The 13224-nt window shown below is 61.7% G+C and carries 10 protein-coding genes and 1 tRNA gene; 3 read left to right on the plus strand and 8 right to left on the minus strand.

The features are described from left to right. Positions 1-70: 70 nt before the first annotated feature. Together ACO07W_RS19460 and ACO07W_RS19465 are read left to right on the plus strand one after the other, a co-directional pair. Entirely contained in the window at positions 71-1210 is a 1140-nt protein-coding gene (locus ACO07W_RS19460) for a PLP-dependent cysteine synthase family protein (RefSeq protein ID WP_421845292.1), read from the plus strand. Next, positions 1210-2454 (plus strand): MFS transporter, encoded by a 1245-nt coding sequence (locus ACO07W_RS19465; protein WP_421845293.1) that lies wholly within the window; start codon positions 1210-1212, stop codon positions 2452-2454. The genes ACO07W_RS19460 and ACO07W_RS19465 overlap by 1 nt, the downstream gene beginning before the upstream one ends. Positions 2455-2462: 8 nt before the next feature. On the opposite strand, the gene ACO07W_RS19470 is transcribed toward ACO07W_RS19465, so the two are convergent. The 8 genes from ACO07W_RS19470 to ACO07W_RS19505 form a co-directional block, all read right to left on the minus strand. After that, a protein-coding gene (locus ACO07W_RS19470; RefSeq protein WP_421840069.1) for an IS3 family transposase occupies positions 2463-3607 on the minus strand; the annotation gives its coding sequence in 2 pieces (ribosomal slippage) (positions 2463-3340 and positions 3340-3607; 1146 coding nt in all). Positions 3608-4265: 658 nt separating this feature from the next. Continuing rightward, positions 4266-5981, minus strand: coding sequence for a thiol reductant ABC exporter subunit CydC (gene cydC / locus ACO07W_RS19475; RefSeq protein ID WP_421845294.1), 1716 nt, complete (start codon positions 5979-5981; stop codon positions 4266-4268). Then, positions 5956-7545, minus strand: coding sequence for a thiol reductant ABC exporter subunit CydD (gene cydD, locus ACO07W_RS19480; protein ID WP_421846117.1), 1590 nt, complete (start codon positions 7543-7545; stop codon positions 5956-5958). The genes cydC and cydD overlap by 26 nt, the downstream gene beginning before the upstream one ends. Positions 7546-7631: 86 nt before the next feature. Next, entirely contained in the window at positions 7632-8672 is a 1041-nt protein-coding gene (gene cydB, locus ACO07W_RS19485; RefSeq protein ID WP_421845295.1) for a cytochrome d ubiquinol oxidase subunit II, read from the minus strand. A gap of 17 nt (positions 8673-8689) precedes the next feature. Beyond that, positions 8690-10147, minus strand: a complete 1458-nt coding sequence (locus tag ACO07W_RS19490; protein WP_421845296.1) for a cytochrome ubiquinol oxidase subunit I — start codon at positions 10145-10147, stop codon at positions 8690-8692. A gap of 180 nt (positions 10148-10327) precedes the next feature. Next, positions 10328-10918, minus strand: a complete 591-nt coding sequence (locus ACO07W_RS19495) for an HdeD family acid-resistance protein (RefSeq protein WP_421845297.1) — start codon at positions 10916-10918, stop codon at positions 10328-10330. Between the two features lie 68 nt (positions 10919-10986). After that, entirely contained in the window at positions 10987-12312 is a 1326-nt protein-coding gene (locus tag ACO07W_RS19500) for an adenylate/guanylate cyclase domain-containing protein (RefSeq protein ID WP_421845298.1), read from the minus strand. A 78-nt stretch (positions 12313-12390) separates the two neighbouring features. Then, positions 12391-12467, minus strand: a tRNA-Leu gene (locus ACO07W_RS19505). Positions 12468-12591: 124 nt separating this feature from the next. On the opposite strand from ACO07W_RS19505, the gene ACO07W_RS19510 reads away from it, so the two are divergent. Next, positions 12592-13221, plus strand: a complete 630-nt coding sequence (locus ACO07W_RS19510) for an ANTAR domain-containing response regulator (protein ID WP_421845299.1) — start codon at positions 12592-12594, stop codon at positions 13219-13221. The last annotated feature ends 3 nt before the right edge of the window (positions 13222-13224 follow it).

Raw genomic sequence — 13224 nt, forward strand, 5'->3', positions numbered from 1 at the left:
CATGCTCGCTGATCTAGCCCTCGATGGCCGCGCTCTTTGTCGCGGCCACCCACACAGAAGCGGCGAATCAATGAATCATCTCCTGTCCACCGATACCCTCGCATCACCTCGCCCACAGCAACCCTGCGCCGCTGTCGCCCGATGCGCAGCACCGCCTGGCAAGAATCGCCGGGCTCACGCCTTGATCGGCAACACTCCAATGTTGTGGATCTCGGCGCCATCAAGCACCCGCGACTACGGCTATTGGGCAAAGCTAGAAGGCTTTAACCCGGGCGGGAGCATGAAAGATCGACCCGCGATGCACATGGTCGCCCGCGCCCGCGCCCGCGGCGATCTACCACCGGGGGCCCGAATCATCGAGTCCACCAGTGGATCACTGGGATTAGGGCTCGCGCTGGCCGGCGCGATATACGGCCATCCGGTGACCGTGGTGACCGATACGGGCATGGAACCCATCATCCAGCGCATGCTCCGGGCACACGGTGTCGATCTCGACGTGGTCACCCAGCCACACACCGTCGGCGGTTGGCAACAGGCCCGCAATTACCGGGTCGCTGAACTGCTAGACGCCGACCCGCACGCCTGGTGTCCCGACCAATACAACAATCCGGACAACGTGGACGCCTACCGACCGCTGGCGCTGGAGTTACTTGCCCAGCTGGGCCACGTCGACGTGTTGGTCTGTTCGGTGGGCACGGGTGGGCACTCGGCCGGGGTAGCGCGCGTGCTGCGCCACGTCAATCCCGGCCTGCGGCTGATCGGAGTGGACGCGGTCGGCTCGACCATATTCGGCCAACCCGCCACCACGCGACTCATGCGGGGCTTGGGGTCAAGTATCTATCCCCACAACGTCGATTACCCGGCGTTCGCCGAGGTGCGCTGGGTGGCACCGGCCGAAGCCGTGCGGGTCTGTCGCTCCCTGACGGCCACTCACCATGTCAGCGGCGGCTGGAGCGTAGGCGCCGTCGGCCTGGTCGCTGAGTGGGTAGCCCGAACCGCGTCACCGGACACCACGATCGCGGCGGTGTTTCCCGACGGCCCACACCGCTACTTCGACACGGTCTACAACGATGACTACTGCAAGAAACACGACCTAATCACTCATGTTCCACTGATTGAACCGGCAGTCATCACCCATCCCGGCCAGCGTATTGTCGAATCCTGGACTCGCTGCACAGCCGTTGTAAACTCGAAGCGCACCATCCGCTGATGGGGATGGTGTCCCAATTCCGCAGCTTCAACGTGCCCAGCCGGATGCTGATGATCAACCAGTTCGGCATCAACGTCGGCTTCTACATGCTGATGCCCTACCTGGCCGGCTACCTGGCGGGCCCACTCGGATTGGCCGCCTGGGCTGTCGGTCTGGTCCTTGGCGTGCGCAACTTCTCCCAGCAGGGAATGTTCATCGTCGGAGGCACACTCGCCGACCGGCTAGGTTACAAGCCCTTGATTGTGGTGGGCTGTTTGCTGCGCACCGGCGGCTTCGCCTTGTTGGTCGTCGCGCACTCATTGACCGCGGTTCTTATCGCTTCGGCAGCAACAGGTTTCGCGGGCGCGTTGTTCAACCCGGCGGTTCGCGCCTACCTCGCCGCCGAAGCCAGAGACCGGCGTGTCGAAGCGTTCGCAGTGTTCAACGTCTTCTACCAGGCTGGCATCCTGTTGGGGCCAGTCATCGGACTGGCGCTGATGTCCTGCGAATTCCGTATCACCGCAGCCAGCGCCGCCGCCGTCTTCGCACTACTGACTCTTGCTCAATTGTTTGCGTTGCCCCAGCACCCCGCCGAGCCGGCGCGGCAGAATACATCGGTACTCCACGACTGGCGGATCGTTGTGGCCAATCGGTCCTTCTTGCTGTTCGCTGTGGCAATGATCGGCTCCTACGTGTTGTCCTTCCAGATCTATCTTGCCTTTCCGTTGCAGGCGGCCGTTTTGTCACCGCAGCACGAATCCCTGCTAGTGGCAGCGCTATTCGTCGTTTCCGGTTTGGTCGCAGTCGGCGGGCAACTAGGAATCACTCGATGGTTCGCCGCGCGTTGGGGCCCCGGGCGCAGCCTGACAATCGGGATCGCCATCCTGGCGTTCTCTTTTGTCCCGCTAGCCGTAATCCCTGACGAACAACGCGTCGGAGCCATTCCAGCAGTCATCGCGCTACTAGTGGCTGCAGCAATTTTGGCCGTGGGCGCGGCCGCAGTCTTCCCTTTCGAGATGGATACCGTGATGGCGCTGGCCCAGGGCCGGCTCGTGGCCACCCACTACGGGTTCTACAACACAATCGTTGGCGTCGGCATCCTGGTCGGCAACCTGGCCACTGGCTCATTCATGACGCTAGCCCGACAGATCGGAGTCAGCGAAATGACCTGGGCAGGATTAGTTCTCATCGGCACGATTGCCGCTATCGTCCTGGCTGGTCCCCGATATCGGGTCCACCTGGAATTAGAGCCAGGTTGTTGTTGATCTGGATTTTAGTTGATGTCGCAGGCTATGGGGTGATGGGTGTGGCTGCATTGGGCAGCGTATTCGGCCGGAGTGCGATAACCCAGCGATGAGTGGCGGTGGCGGTGGTTGTGCTCGTGTTTGAAATCGCTGATCACCACCTTGGCTTCGAGCAGGTCAGTCCAGTAGTTGCGGTTCAGACACTCCTTTCGTAAGCGGCTGTTAAAGGATTCAATGTAGGGGTTTTTCCAGGGCTGACCTGGGGGGATATAGGTCAGCCCGACTTTTCCGTCGCAAAACTGCTGCAACGCTTGAGAAATCAGCTCCGGCCCGTTGTCCATGCGCAGCACCGTGGGCGGACCCCCGGCAGTGGTGAACACTCGCTCGAGCTCGTCGACCAGCGCCTCGGCGGTGATGGAGCGTGCGGTCATGTCCAGCAGCGACTCGCGAGTGTGCTCATCGAGCATCGAGGCGATCTTGACCGACCTGCCGTCGATAGTGGAGTCAAACTGAAAATCCAGCGCCCACACCACCTTGGGGGCATCGGCGATGATCGGCGGCACTGAGGGCACACCACCACGTTTGCGTGGGGAGCGGACGGCGACTTGCAGTCCCTCTTGGCGCCACAGCCGGTGGATCTTCTTCTTGTTGACCTGGTGATGCTCGTCGTAGCGCAACGCCGACCACGCACGGCGAAACCCGTGACAGGGGTGTTTGCGGGCGTAGGAACGCAGCCAGGCCCGCAGATCGGCATCCGGGTCCGCCGGGGTCTGGTCGATACGGACACGTCGGTAGGTTGAGCGGGCCAGCCCAACCGCTTGGCACGCCAACCGTTCTGAGATGCCCTTGACTTCTGTGAGCATGTCCACGGCGCGGCGTTTGGCGGCTGGGCTCAAAATTTTCCCTTGGCCACCTCACGTAGGGCGTCTTTGACGAGCTCGGCCTCGGCCAACAGCCGTTTGAGCCGCCCGTTTTGCTCGCGCAGTTCCTTGAGCTCGCGGGCCGCATCGAGATCCATTCCCCCGTAGGCTCGGCGCCAGTTGTACAGGGTGGCCGCCGATACCCCCAGCTCGGCAGCGATCTGCTCACCGGAGCTGCCGCCGGCGGCCAGCTCATCAGCTCGGCGCAGCTTGCGCACAATGTCTTCGGCGGCATACCTCTTACGACCAGCCATTTCCTTGTCCCTTCCAGCCCACGTTTAGGGCCACGAGACTCTAAAACAAGCTGGACTCATTCACGGGGAACACGCCAGTCCTGCATCGCCTCGATCGCAACCACCACCTACAACCCCGAGACCAAACAGCCAGCCATGATAAAACGGTCAGAAAGTAAATCACCTATGCACAGCAACGCTCTAAACGAAGACATCTCGCTTCGGCGCGACCTACTGATTACGGGTAGCGTAGGGTCCGAGAAGGCATCAGCATCGACTCTGACATGCTGACCCATCAATTGCCATACCGGCTCGACACCGCGCCCCATGGTAGGTCCGTTTTACGGAACGCATCCCCGTGCCCCAATTGGTGGTCGACGAACATCGGGTCGTTCCCCCCGGCCTTCAATAAATGTGGGTGACATCGGAGCGGCGACGCGCAGCAAGTGCAGATCAGATCCGGCAGACGATTCCAGATCGAGGCACCTCCTTACCGAAAATGCAGGGCAACTCCGGACAGATGGCCCTCACGTCATCGCGAGATACCTTGCAAAGACAAGCAATGGCAGCAGATCCCGTGCAACCCGGAACCGGATAGGACAACCTGCGCGAGTTCTGTCTCGTGGAAGCCGCGGGTGGTATGCATCAGCGCATACGCTTCACGGAGTTTCGTTGTCGTTCATGTTGTTGTCGCGGGCGCTTGTGCCGCGGCGGCAACGCGTTCGAGTGTCACGCCGCCTAAAGGGACGCGAAACTCGGCGCATCTCAAATCTTTGGGCAGCCGATGGGTAGCCACCACCACTGTCCGCGTATCTGCTATCAGCCCAGCTGCGGGGTTCAACAGTTTTCTTAGTAGGAGATCGGCGTCGGCCTCATCGAGATGCTCGGTCGGTTCGTCAAGCAACACGATTCGCGCGGGAGAGAGCATTGCTCGGGCTAATAACAGCCTTCTGCGCTGGCCTGCCGAAACCGCTTTCGCTCCAGCGGCCAACACTGTCGACAACCCTTCGGGCAGGCTGACTAGCCATTTGCCCAGGCCCACTTCGTTCAACGCCGAGGTTAGTTCGTCATCGCAGCAATCGCCGCGGGCGACCAGCAGATTGTCTCGGACGCTAGTGGCGAAGATGTGTGCGTCTTCAGCGAAAAATCCTATATCGCTGCGCAATTCATTCTCGGCGTAACAGTTCACGTCGGTTCCGTCGAGCGTCACCTGTCCGTGCAGCGGTGGCAGCAGGCCAGCAAGTGTCATCAACAGGGTCGTCTTGCCGGAACCGCTCACACCGGTCACGGCCAGCCGGGCACCCGGGATTAGATCGACAACTGCTTGGTTCGATAGGCCCTGCGGATGACCGCAACACACATCTGCCTTCAGCCGGCCGGTGCTCGTGGGCAGTGGCTGCAGCTGTGCGTCTTCGCCCGGTTCGTCGTGGTTGGTCCCAGCCAGATCGACCAGACGACGAGCCGCGATCCCGGACCGTGTCACCTGTACCGCGGCGGCCGGCAGCGGAACTGTCGCCTCGAATGCGGACAGCGGCAATAACATCAGGATGGCTAGGGTGGTAGGCGCGACCATGTTTGTCATGCCTATCGCGGCCACTAATGCACCGAGGACGCTGGCACCGATAGCCACAGTAGGCATTGCCTCTGCGATCGCAGCCGGCCGTGCGGCGGCGTCGAGGGCCGCGCCCCACATGTGGTGGCGCCGCTTTGACTCATCGATGAGACCGGACAGGACACCGGCGACACGAAGCTCCGGCGCGTGTTCGAGCGCGAGCAGTGCTGAATTATCCCGTTCAGACCGGTGTTGCCGGGCAATGTTTTCCTGCGCGGCGGCAGCTTTTCCGGCAAGCAGGGGCGCGATAGCGCCGGCTAAGAGTAGGCAAACCGCCAGCACCGCGCCGGCCGGCAGCGAAACGACTGCCACAACAGCTGTTGCAGCCGTCGCCAGCACCGCTGCGACGCAGATCGGCACCACAGCACGGACCAGGACTTCGGCGACGGCATCGATGTCAGCTCCAACTCGCGCGACCAGGTCGCCGCTGTGCAATCGGATAGCGCTGTTTGCTGGTCCGTGCGCTAGCCGATGATAGATCTGGACACGTGCTGTGCTGGCCGCGCGGAGTGCGGTGTCATGGGTAGCTAGTCGCTCGCAATAGCGCAGCAGCCCCCGCGAAATCGCGAAGGTCCGCACCGCCACAACCGCGATGGCTAGATCGAGCACAGGTGGCATCTGCCAGGCGCGTGTGATGAGCCATGCCGAAACCCCGGCCAACGCTAGCGCGCTGCCCAGCGATAGCACACCGAGCGCGACGGCGATCAGAATCCGCGGTAGCCGAGGTCGTAGCAGGGCAGTCGAGACCACCAGCAGATCAGACTGGCGCACAGCGAACCTCACCGTCTGAAGCCACCTCGACGACGTGATCGCCGATCGTGACGACGTGCTTGCGGTGGCCAACGATCACGACGGTCGCTCCTGCGCGTGCTCGTTCGACGATAGCGCGCAACGCTCTGGCCTGGGCATGGTTGTCAAGGTGCGCGGTGGGCTCGTCGAGCAGCAACACTGGGGCGCGTGATCCGAGCGCCCTGGCCAGCCCAAGCCGCTGTCGTTCGCCCAACGAGAGCCCAACACCGCCGCTGCCCAGCACAGTATCCAGACCGTCCGGTAGCCGAGCCAGCACGGAATCAAATCCGGCTGCTGTGCAGGCGTTCTCAAGATCTTCGACGTCGCCGAGCAGGCTGAGGTTCTCTCGTACTGTTCCCGGTACAAGCACCGGGCGCTGCGGCAGCCAGGCAATCTGGCTCCACCACCCGGAGCGGTCCAGCTCCGCGACGTCGACTCCGGCTACGGTGACTCGTCCTGACGAGGGAGCAGTGATCCCGGCGATGGCCTGCAGAGTGGTGCTTTTTCCCGCGCCGTTTCGGCCGGTAAATACTGTTACCTGACCCGGTTCGATGATTGCGGTCAGATTGTCCGGGGAACGGCGGTCGCGGGCTACGACACTGAGGTTTTCGATGCAAATCGTCGCGCCGCGGGCGGCGACTGCTCGATATCCCGGGGTGGCGGTGACAGGATCGTCGATTAGCTCGAATGCCTTGTCGGCGGCGGCTCGGCCATCTTGAGCAGCATGGAATTCCATGCCGATTCGGCGCAGCGGCCAGTAGACATCGGGTGCTAGCAGAAGCACTGTTAAACCAGTTGTCAGACTCATCTCTCCGAACACCAAGCGAAGACCGATACCGACTGCGACCAGCGCCACGCCGAGCGTGGCCAGCAGTTCGAGGACCAAGGCTGACAAGAAAGCAATCCGCAGCGTTGCCATCGCCGAGCGTCGGTGGGCGGCGCCCAGTTCTGCGATGCGGTATTCGGGGCCGGAAGCGCGCCCCAGCGCCCGAAGCGTCGGGATACCGGCGATCAAATCCAGCAGCCGGGCCTGCAGTGTGGTCATTGCGGCCAGAGCGGCCGCCGAGCGCTGAGCGGTCGTCAGCCCGATCAACACCATGAAGATCGGTATCAACGGCAACGTGATCACTACCAACGCTGTCGATTTGAGATCGTAAACCGCGATCACCGCAACAGTGGCAGGGGTGAGTATCGCGGCTAGTAGCAAAGTGGGCAGGTATCCGGTGAAGTAGGGGCGTAGGCCGTCCAAGCCGCGGGTAACGATCAGTGCGGCGGCGTCACGACGTGCCGCCAGTTCGTGAGGTTGCCGAGCTGTTACGGCCGTCAGTACTTGATCGCGGAGGTCGGCGATGACCGCGGTGGCTCCGCGCTGACCGAGCCGTGCTTGCAGCCAGTGCGTTGCAGCGCGGACAACCCACAGCACAGACAGGATCGACATGGGCCCTAGCCATTCGGCCAGCGGGCGCCCCGCGGGATTCGAGATGACGCGCGCGGCGATGTCCGCCAGCACAATCGCCGAGCTGATCGCACATCCAGAGATCAGCACCCCACATGCCACGGTGGCCACCAGGTAGCGGCGCAACGCGACAGACAGCCGCCACAGCCGCGGGTCCAGGGGACTCCGCGCGGTCGATTTCTTCGTGCTCAGGACCTACGCCTCGACAGGCCGATCGGCGGCGGTATTCGCTCGGCTGATATCCGTTGCCGGAAAACCCAATACGTCCACCCTTGGTATGCCACGGTAAGTGGCGCGAAGAGCGCGGTCACCCAGGTCATGATCTTGAGGGTGTAAGGGGTCGACGAGGCGGTATAGATCGTCAGGCTCCATTGGCTGTTCAGCGTCGACGGGACCAGGTTCGGGTAGAGCACACCGAACAGCAGAACCACCACCGCTGCGATGACTAGCAGTGTGCAGACGAACGCCCAGCCGTCGGATGCGCGCCGCCACACCAGGACCACCACCGTTGTCTGAGCGACTACCGCTACCCCCAGGGCCAGCCAGGTCCAGCTCTTGCCGTGCGCCAATTGCGTCCAGAGTCCAAATACCGCAACTATGCCCGTTACTGGAAGCGAAAAACGCCGGGCAAAAAGGTATGCGTCGTCGCGGATCGGTCCGGCGGTTTTCAGCGCCACGAAAACTGCGCCGTAGAGCAAGAACAATCCAGCTGTAGCCAAACCGCCGAGCAGGGTATAGGCACTGAGAACATCGCCGACTGCCAGGTTGACGTGACCGTCGGCATCCACCGGAAGCCCGCGGACCAGAATCGCGAATGCCACCCCCCACAGCACGGCGGGCAGCCACGACCCGGCGGCGATACCGAAGTCGGCCCAAGCCCGCCACTTCGGGTCGTCTACTTTTCCGCGCCATTCGATGGCCACGACGCGCAAAATCATGCCGAAGAGGATCGCCAGCAGCGGCAGGTACAGCGTCGAGAACACGGTGGCATACCACCCGGGAAAAGCGGCGAACATGGCGGCACCGGCGGTGATCAGCCAGACTTCGTTGCCGTCCCAGATCGGGCCGATGGTATTGAGTGCGGCGCGCCGATGGTTTTCCGGATCGCCTGCGCCGACGTGAGCCAGCGGCTCCATCAGCATTCCCACGCCGAAGTCGAAACCCTCGAGTATGAAGAAACCGAAAAACAGCGTGGCGATGATGACAAACCACAGCTCTTGTAGTCCCACCGGTCAGCTCCTCATCGTTAGTACGCGAATGACAGTGGCGCCACCTCGTCGTCACTCGGTGCGGCAGGCGCGGTCGGTTCGGCGTCGTGGTCCTGTGGTCCTTCGACGATGTAGCGTTTGAGCAACCAAAACCAAATGACGGCAAGCACCGCATAGACCAGAGTCAAAGTCACCAGCGAAATGATGACGATCACCGGTGCGTGATCGGAGACTCCTTCGGCGACGTTGAGCCGAACCTGTTGGTCGCCGGTTGGGTTAGGGGCGACAATCCATGGCTGCCGCCCCATTTCAGTGAATATCCAGCCAGCACTGCTGGCCAGGAAAGGGGCGGCAATGGACAGCAGCGCAAGCCAGGAGAACCACCGTTGCTCCGGGATTCGGCCGCCGCGAGTGAGCCAGAGGGCAATCAACGCGAACAGCACGGGAATCGCCAGTAACCCGATCATGATCCGGAATGACCAGTAGGTGACGAACAGGTTGGGGCGGTAGTCGTTTAGTCCGAATCGTTGTTGGTACTGCTGTTGAAGATCGCGGACGCCTTGCAGCGTCACGTCGCTGGTTCGGCCCTCGGCGAGAAACGGCAGCACATAGGGCACCTCGATGACCCGGGTTAGGCTGTCGCAGTTGTTCTGTCTGCCGACTGTCAGTATGGAAAATTCCGGATCGGTCTGGGTGTCGCACAACGACTCCGCCGATGCCATTTTCATTGGCTGTTGGGCGAACATGAGCTTGCCTTGGTGGTCGCCGGTGAGGAGCAAGCCGGCTGTGGCCGCCAGCGCAACCCAACATCCCAGGATGGCCGCTGGCCGATACATTGCCTGGGTGCCTTGATCAACGGTGGCGGTCTTCGAACGGACCAGCCACCAGGCACTCACCCCAGCGACAAAAGTTCCCGCGGTGAGCAATGAACCCGCGACAGTGTGGGAAAACGCTGCGAGCGCAGTGTTATTGGTGAGCAACGCAACGATGCTGTTCAGTTCAGCGCGCTTGGTGACCGGGTTGTACTGCGCCCCGACCGGGTGCTGCATGAACGAATTTGCCGCAATGATGAAGAACGCGGAAACATTGACCCCGATCGCGACGATCCAGATGCATGCTAGGTGGACTAGCCGGGGCAGCCTATTCCACCCGAATATCCACAACCCGATGAAGGTGGATTCGAAGAAGAAGGCAGCCAGGCCCTCCATCGCGAGCGGGGCGCCGAAAACGTCCCCGACAAACCGCGAGTAGGCGCTCCAATTCATCCCAAATTGGAATTCCTGCACGATTCCGGTTGCCACGCCGATGGCGAAGTTGATCAAGAACAGCTTGCCGAAGAATTTGGTTAGCCGGTACCAGGCGGGATTGTCGGTGACTACCCACGCCGTCTGCATCACTGCCAGCAGCGGTGCAAGACCGATGGTGAGCGGCACGAAGATGAAGTGATAGACGGTCGTGATGCCGAACTGCCACCGCGAAATATCGACGACATTCATCTGTCATCTCCCGGGCTTACGGGGGTCATACTTATTACGACGCAGTGTAGTAGGGGGAGTGACAGAACGCCACTGCGTATGCTGTCGGTCCTCGTGATCCGTGGTGCATAGTGCGGTTTTGCGTGATCTCGGCGTGGCCACCAGGCAGGGGCAGCAGTGGTTTTCGCGAAGCGGCCAGGCCTAGCCGGTGCGTCCTTGGCCGGTCTCGACGAGTGTTTTCGATGCTTTACGGATACCGAATGACGACAAGATTTCGCAGACACCGATGACCACGAGCCAGATGCCGACGACGATCGCCAGGGTGATGATCGACTCGAACGGTGATGCCATCACCACGATGCCGGCGATCAGGCTTATCACGCCGATAAATATCGACCATCCGCGTGCGGGAAGTAGCGGATCGCTGATGGCAGACACGGTTGTAGCGACACCGCGGAAGATGAACCCGATGCCGATCCAGATAGCTAGCAACAGAACTGCGTCGCCGAAGTGACGGAACGCAAGCACGGCCAGGATCAGCGATGCCGCCCCGCTGACAAACAACAGGATTCGACTGCCCGCTGAAACCTGAAGACTGAACGCGAACGCGACCTGCGCGACACCGGTGATCAGGAGGTAGAAACCAAACGCGACCGCGGCAACGAGGACGGATATCCCCGGCCAGGCCAGCACCAGTACGCCGAGAACCAGCGACAAAATTCCGGATAGCAGCGTGGACTTCCACAAATGCGGCAACAAGCTTGGGACCGGGGCCTCTTCCATGCTTTTCATGAACGAAGTGTGACATACGCCACCGTCCTAGCAAAGGATTTGCCGGTCGACCCGAATGGTGGAATTAGTCAGACGCGCGCGGTGTGCGGCTCGGTGACCAACTCGCCAGCGCCATCGGCAGCCTTGCGGCCGACGAGGTACCAGGTGCGCATGACGCCTTTGCCTTTGACCTTGATGTTGCCGCGCTCCTGGAGCACAAAGTTGTCCTTCAGGCGTTCGTAAATGGCTTCGGGCACCTGAATCCGCCCTACTGAATCGGTGGATTCCATCCGGGACGCGACATTGACCGCGTCACCCCACACGTCGTAGAAGAACCTGCGTGAACCGACCACGCCGGCTACCACGGGACCCCGGGCCAGACCAATTCGGATTGGCACCGTCCAACCGCGCGCATCCTCGAGGGCGGCCACCGCAGCGGCCATGTCGAGTGCAAAATCTGCCAGCGCCTCGACATGGTCGGGGCGCGGTCGCGGAACGCCGCTGACCACCATGTAAGAGTCGCCGCTGACCTTTATTTTCTCCAGTTCGTACTTGTCCAGCAGCGTGTCGAAAGCGCTGTAGAGGCGGTCTAAGAACCGCACCAGATCGGCTGGCGTGGTGCTGCTGGCACGCTCGGTGAAGCCCGCGATGTCGGCGAATAGGACCGAGGCGTCGTCATATTTGTCGGCGATAACGCTCCGCTGCGGGTCCTTGAGCCGCGCTGCGATGCTCGAGGGCAGCATGTTGGCCAACAGGGCCTCGGAGCGTTCGTACTCCGCTTCCATCATCGCCTCGGCACGGGCTGTGTCACGCAGCGCATACCAGAGTGTGGCGACCACCATCACGCAGGCGGAGACTGTGGTGAATACGAAACTCACCGATACCACCCAGGCTGGTTGAAGCCCGGTGTTATGGGGGGCGAGGAACTCCAGGGCGATCAACAGACCGGCCGAAACGGCGGCTAATCCGGCCGCCAACGCGATGCGCTCGAAACCTACCAGCAGCACCACCAGGCAAGCTCCTACCAGGCAGTAGAGCTGAGCGCCGCCACCAGTGCCTACCGTCCAACCGATGGTGAAGATCGCTACATAAGCCGCGCCGACAAATGTCAGCGGTGCTACTAGTTCCCCAAAGCGGTGCAGGAGGGGGACGAACGCGAAGACTATCCCGGTGACGATGTTGATTAACGCGATTTGCCACACCCCGACCCCGGAGAGCAGCTGCACGAGCACGAAGCTCGCGTTAGCCATCACCGCAAGCCAGGCCGCGATGGTAAGTACGCGCTGACGTCTTGCGACTCCTTCGGCGTAGTGGTGTTTGGGAGCATCGGTTTGAGCACGTACTGCGGCGACGCAGTCGGGCCGCCGTGACCGATCTGGCGCACCAGATCGGTCACCGCTTTTCTTCCTCGCCACGAGGCAAAGCCTAATCGGTGAGCTCGAGGTTTAGCTCCATGTTCAGTGACTCTGCGGGACGGCCTCGGCCTGTTCACGTGGTGCCCTCGGTGGGATTCGAACCCACACTGGACGGGTTTTGAGTCCGTTTCCTCTGCCAGTTGGGATACGAGGGCTTGGTCCGTTTTGATGAGGCCTCAAACATTAGAGCAGCCTCCTACCATAGAGGATCCCCGTGATTCTCGGTGCTGACCGCCCCCGAGGTTCTCGGTCCAAGCCGCTCACGACACAATATTGGTCATGACCCGCCCCACCACCGACGCCGATGCCGTTGTGCCGCGCCGGGTCCTGATCGCGGAAGACGAAGCGCTCATCCGAATGGACCTGGCCGAGATGCTGCGAGAGGAGGGGTACGACATCGTAGGCGAGGCCGGAGACGGCCAGGAGGCCGTGGAACTGGCGGAGCTCCATAAGCCCGATCTGGTGATCATGGATGTGAAGATGCCGCGACGAGACGGTATTGACGCAGCTTCGGAGATAGCCAGTAAACGCATCGCGCCGATCGTCGTGCTGACCGCCTTCAGTCAACGAGACCTGGTTGAACGGGCACGCGATGCCGGGGCGATGGCCTATTTGGTGAAGCCCTTCAATATCGGAGACTTGATCCCGGCCATCGAGTTGGCTGTCAGCCGCTTCAGCGAGATTAGCGCGCTAGAACGTGAAGTGGCGACGCTGTCTGACCGCCTGGAGACACGCAAGCTTGTCGAGCGAGCCAAAGGCCTGCTCCAGGCCAAGCAGGGTTTGACCGAGCCGGAAGCCTTCAAGTGGATTCAGCGTGCCGCGATGGATCGTCGAACCACCATGAAGCGGGTGGCTGAAGTGGTCCTAGAAACCCTTGACCCACCTCAAGGCGACGGCGAAGGCGCCTGATCC

It is taken from the genome of Mycobacterium sp. (assembly GCF_965230835.1).
GTDB lineage: Bacteria > Actinomycetota > Actinomycetes > Mycobacteriales > Mycobacteriaceae > Mycobacterium.

What these genes read in the sequence shown, in the direction of transcription:
- ACO07W_RS19460 (WP_421845292.1), top strand. Translation starts at nt 71, where the DNA reads ATGAATCATCTCCTGTCCACCGATACCCTCGCATCACCTCGCCCACAG.
- ACO07W_RS19465 (WP_421845293.1), top strand. Translation starts at nt 1,210, where the DNA reads ATGGGGATGGTGTCCCAATTCCGCAGCTTCAACGTGCCCAGCCGGATG.
- ACO07W_RS19490 (WP_421845296.1), bottom strand. Translation starts at nt 10,147, where the DNA reads ATGAATGTCGTCGATATTTCGCGGTGGCAGTTCGGCATCACGACCGTC.
- ACO07W_RS19495 (WP_421845297.1), bottom strand. Translation starts at nt 10,918, where the DNA reads ATGAAAAGCATGGAAGAGGCCCCGGTCCCAAGCTTGTTGCCGCATTTG.
- ACO07W_RS19510 (WP_421845299.1), top strand. Translation starts at nt 12,592, where the DNA reads ATGACCCGCCCCACCACCGACGCCGATGCCGTTGTGCCGCGCCGGGTC.